Annotated in this window: 5 protein-coding genes; 4 read left to right on the top strand and 1 reads right to left on the bottom strand. The window is 63.3% G+C overall.

Features of this window, described 5'->3' with window-relative positions; genetic code table 11:
* A partial coding sequence (locus tag WBF82_RS24260) for a hypothetical protein (RefSeq protein WP_424385472.1) occupies nucleotides 1-137 on the top strand: 137 nt, incomplete at its 5' end.
* Between the two features lie 3 nt (nucleotides 138-140).
* On the opposite strand, the gene WBF82_RS24265 is transcribed toward WBF82_RS24260, so the two are convergent.
* Nucleotides 141-746 carry a TetR/AcrR family transcriptional regulator gene (locus WBF82_RS24265; RefSeq protein WP_424385468.1) on the bottom strand — a complete coding sequence of 202 codons (606 nt, stop codon included), beginning with the start codon at nucleotides 744-746 and terminating at the stop codon, nucleotides 141-143.
* Between the two features lie 109 nt (nucleotides 747-855).
* Here WBF82_RS24265 and WBF82_RS24270 point away from each other — a divergent pair, with 109 nt between their 5' ends.
* From WBF82_RS24270 to WBF82_RS24280, 3 genes are all read left to right on the top strand, one after another.
* A complete protein-coding gene (locus tag WBF82_RS24270) occupies nucleotides 856-1,599 on the top strand; it encodes a maleylpyruvate isomerase family mycothiol-dependent enzyme (protein ID WP_424385469.1) in 744 nt (247 codons plus the stop codon).
* A gap of 64 nt (nucleotides 1,600-1,663) precedes the next feature.
* The gene (locus WBF82_RS24275; protein WP_424385470.1) at nucleotides 1,664-3,100 is read left to right on the top strand and encodes a hypothetical protein; all 1,437 of its coding nucleotides are present in this window, start codon (nucleotides 1,664-1,666) and stop codon (nucleotides 3,098-3,100) included.
* The coding region (locus WBF82_RS24280; RefSeq protein ID WP_424385471.1) for an acyl-CoA reductase at nucleotides 3,097-4,234 on the top strand (1,138 nt) is incomplete at its 3' end. The genes WBF82_RS24275 and WBF82_RS24280, both read left to right, overlap by 4 nt.

The raw sequence follows: 4,234 nt of genomic DNA on the forward strand, positions 1-4,234 counted from the left end.
CGCTTACCGCGATGCGACGCTCGGTCGATGCCGCCGAAATCACCGCTGCCGACGTCGCCGCCGCACGCGAAACCGTCCGGCCCTCATTGGATCCCGCGCAGCTGGCCTCGCTGCGCGCGTTCGCCGCGGAACGATGAGAGTCAGCTGGCGCTGAGCGCCTGGATCAGTCGATTCATGACGGCGCCGGCTTCTTGGCGCGCCCGGTCGTGATCTTCTGCCCGTGCCACATAGAGGGTCACTTCACGCATTGCGCCGAGCATCGTTAGAGCGGTCGCTTCGATCGGCTGCGCCGGAATGCGGCCAGTCTCGATGGCGCGGCTGAGCAAGCCGCGCACCAGGCCGATGTTGTAGCGGTTGCCGATCTCGGTCCACCGCGTCCAACCAAGCACAGCCGGGGCGTCGACCAACACGATGCGCTGCACCTCCGGATCTGAGCAGGCATCCAGCCAAAAGGCGGCGCCCAGTCGCATGACCTCGACCGGGTCGGTCTGGTTGGTCGCGGCGATCGCCTCCCCCAACTGCGCGGCCACCTCCCCTTCCACTTGTTCGAAGACCGCCGCAAACAGCTCAGTCTTGTCGGCGAAGTGGTGATACAGGGCGCCGCGGGTCACGCCCGCGGCGCGCACGATCGTCTCCAGTGCCACCTCGCCGAAACCCTGGGCGGCGAATAGTGGACGCGCCGCCGCGATCAGGGCATCGCGGGTTTCCGCGGCGCGCTCGACTTGCGTGCGGCGGGCAGCATTCATCAAACCTTGCCTTTCATACATACGGTATGTATGTTCGTACACAACGTATGAAAGTCACCGTAGCAAGGAACACACCTTGCCGATGTGCTCTCAACGCAGAAGAGGTGAGATGAGCAACGCACTGAAGGCAATTGAAGCTGACCGCGCGGCACTCCTGGCGCTCTGCGACCAGTTAGACGACTCCGTGTGGGCGAAGGACAGCGGGTGCCCGGGCTGGACCGTGCAGGATGTCCTGTCGCATATGGCGTGCAGCTTCTGGCTAGCCGTGGACATGTCAAACTTGCCCGACTCAGCGGGACTACCGGCCGAGCGAGCCGCTGACTTGTATGTCGAGTCTCGCCGCTCCATGACTCCTGCCGAGGTTGTGGCCGACTACGAGTCGGTCAGCTTGAAGGGGCTGGAATTGCTCGCCGCGGTGCAGAGTCAGGACGTTGACGTCCCACTCGGCGATGTCGGGACTTATCCGGCGTCAGTTGTGCCGACTGCCTTCGCTTTTGAGCACTACGTGCACATAAGGTTCGATCTGTTCCCACCGGACGGACCGTTCGACGGAGAACCGCCTGCATCCGACGAGTTGCGGCTGGCACCCACGCTCGACTGGATCGAGGCGGCGCTACCCCAACAGAACGGCGAGTTGCTCGACGGCATGAACAAGGCAGTCGAAGTCCACCTCGCCGGCGCTGCCGGGCGGAGCTTGCGGATCGGCGGCAGTGACTTTGGCGCCCAGATCAACTGCGAGTCCTCGGCATTCGTGCGCTGGGTCACCCAACGCGGCACCTGGGAAGCTCTCGGCGTGGACGCCCAAGGCGACCCTTCTGTTCTCGATATCGCGCGCCGGCTCAGCGTGTTCTGAGATCGACTTTTGCAGTTAACTGCATTCTTGCGTTTTACTGCATCAGGGGTCTACCATGGCCCGGGTGACAGCTACGGAAAAGAAGACGCGGTCGGTGACCGAATTCATGGACGACCCGATCAGCTTCTTCGGCCAGTCCTACACGCAGATGCACAGCATCGATCGCGATGAGCTCGAAGCGCTGCAACGACAAGCCATGGGTATCCGCTTTCAGCAGCACCGCGAGAGCATCGAAATGCTGCGCAAGCTGGCCGACCGGCTCGGGATCACAACTCTCAACGAGTTCAATGACGTTGTGCCGCTGTTCTTCTCGCACACCGCGTTCAAGTCCTACCCTGCGGCGTTGGTCGACAAGAAGCGCTTCGACCTGATGACCAAGTGGCTGGACAAGCTGACCAGCTACGACTTGTCCGGCGTCGATGCCGCGGGCTGCACCGGCATCGACGACTGGATCGACCGCCTCGATCAGCAGACTCCTCTGGAGGTCATCACCTCCAGCGGCACTACCGGCACCATTTCGATCCTGCCCAAAGACAAGCGCGGCGCGCAGGACGGCATGACGCTTTGGAAGATCTGCCTGTTCCAAACCTTCGGCCAAGAACCAACCGAGAAGGAACTGAACCCAGCGGTGGACGTGGTGTGGCCGAACTTCGCCAACGGCAAGCTCGGTCACCTGCGCATTGCCAACATGATCAAGCGCGGCTTCACCGGCGGTGACGAAAGCAGATTCCACGCCCTCTACCCCTTCGCGGTGGACACCGACCTGATGTTCCTGGCATCCAAGATGCGGGCGGCCGCATCCCGTGGCGAGCTGGACCGGCTGGAGATCGATCCCGTGCTGGCAGCGCGCAAGGACGAATTCATCGCCATGCAGCTACGTCAGGCCGAGGACATGGAGGCGTTCTTCGCCCGCATCAGCGAGCAGCTGCGCGGCAAGCGGGTATTCATGCTCGGCACCTACCACCTGATGTACGACATCGCCAAAGCGGGTCTTGAGCGCGGCGTGCGTAATGTCTTTGCTCCGGACTCGGCGATCCTGACCGGCGGCGGGATGAAAGGTGTTGCGCTTCCTGACGATTTCATGGCCGTCATCAAGGACTTCCTGGGCGTCGACCGCATTCAGGTCGGGTACGGATTCTCCGAGTCCAGCACGTTCCACTGGGGTTGCAGCGAGGGCCGCTACCACGTGGCACCGTGGGTCATTCCGTTCGTGCTCGATCCCGAGACCAGCGAGCCACTTCCCCGCTCCGGTGTGCAGACCGGCCGGGCCGCCGTCTACGACATCCTGCTGCGCGCCCACTGGGGCGGCGTCATCTCCGGCGACGAAGTCACAGTCAACTGGGACCTGCAGTGCCCGTGCGGGCAAGCCAGCGTCGCATTCGAGAAGGACATCATGCGCTACAGCGAGAAACAAGGCATCGAAGACGACCGGATTACCTGCGCCGCAACACATGAGGTGCACAACGAGGCGGTGGATTTCATGAAAGGCGTGGAGCTGTGATCGCATACACCGTCCCCCTGTTTCTGCGGGGCCGAGTCATCACCGAGGACCTGGTGCGGTTCGATACCCGCGTCGGTGCCGCGCAGTTCCACGCGCCGGACATGCGCAGGTACGTCGAGCAGCTGCCGCTGAAGAGCCCCGCGGAGATGAGCGACCTGTACGAGCTGACCTTCGACGAAATCCTCGACGTACTCACCGCACTCGGCGACGCGCTGGACTTCGACACCAACGCTCACTTGCAGGAGGCCTACGAAGCCTCGCTGGTGGCCAACGTGCTGCCGGCGGAGATGTTGCAGAACAGCTATCGCATTCTGCGACCACTGTTTTCCCGAGACAACGTCTACGAAATTGCCGACAGCCAGGTCGGCCTTGACTACCTCAACGGATGGGTCCCGCACACCTTGCGGGACGGCCGCGAACTACGCGTGCGTGCGTTCGGCTCCCGGGTCCTACACATTCCGGCCGGTAACGGCGGATTGGTCTCGGCGGTGACCATCCTGCGCTCGGTGATCACCCGGTCCGACGTGATCATCAAGGCGCCGTCGAACGATCCGCTCACCGCGGTCGCCATCGCCCGCACGCTGGCGGATATCGCGCCGAACCACCCGATCACCAAGCATCTCGTGGTCGGGTATTGGAAGGGCGGCGATCTGGCTGTCGAGGAAACCCTCTACCAGCCTCAGCACATCGAAAAGATCGTCGCATGGGGCGGGTTGGCCTCGGTCAAGCACGTAACCCGTTACATCCAACCCGGTTTGGAGCTGATCGCGCTGGACCCCAAACGCAGCGCCACCATCATCGGCGCCGAGGCGTTCGACGATGAAGCCACCATGCGCGAGGTGGCTCGCCGCGCCGCGACCGACATCGGCGTCGCCAACCAGGAAGGCTGCGCCAACGCGCGCGTCATCTATGTGCTCAGCGGAACCGACGCCGACGGGTTGGCGAAGGCAAACCGGCTCGGCGAATTGATCTATCGAGAATTGATGTCGCTGCCCGCCGTCATCAGCACACCGCCGCGCTACCCCAACCGCGAGCTGCTCGACCACCTGGAGGCCTCCCGAATGACCGAGGACTTCTATCGGGTGATCGGCGGGGAGCAGCGCGAGGGCGCGATCGTCGTCTCCCAATTCGACG

It is taken from the genome of Mycobacterium sp., from assembly GCF_049673265.1.
Classification (GTDB): Bacteria; Actinomycetota; Actinomycetes; order Mycobacteriales; family Mycobacteriaceae; genus Mycobacterium.